The 267-nt window shown below is 40.4% G+C and carries 1 protein-coding gene; it reads right to left on the bottom strand.

Going from position 1 to position 267, the window contains the following annotated elements; all coding sequences use genetic code 11:
- Positions 1-237 (bottom strand): hypothetical protein (locus SB658_RS24420; protein WP_410602956.1); only part of this gene is annotated, 237 nt, incomplete at its 3' end.
- Positions 238-267: the final 30 nt, after the last annotated feature.

Genomic DNA, 267 nt, shown 5'->3' with positions numbered 1-267 from the left:
GTTCTCTGAAACTTCATATGATTCAGAGGTGGAAATGCCGACGTTCAAATATACACGGTCTCCCTTTCTCATGTTTTGATATGGTGGAACGGTAACGAGAACGACGAAGTCTTCTTCCTCAACCCCTATTTTCTCAGGAGAAAGTGTTGGGCTCTTTAAATTTTGATTAGGTGTCGCGTTCCTGGTCAAAGAGTCATCGGACCGATAAATTGACGGCGTTACGTGAATCTTTTTCATTATGATCCCTCTTTAAAAATACGTTATTTA

Source organism: Bacillus sp. SIMBA_008, from assembly GCF_046535495.1.
Taxonomy (GTDB): domain Bacteria; phylum Bacillota; class Bacilli; order Bacillales; family Bacillaceae; genus Bacillus; species Bacillus subtilis.
The sequence above is the reverse complement of the archived record's forward strand: the minus strand, read 5'-3'. Positions and strand labels throughout refer to the sequence as shown.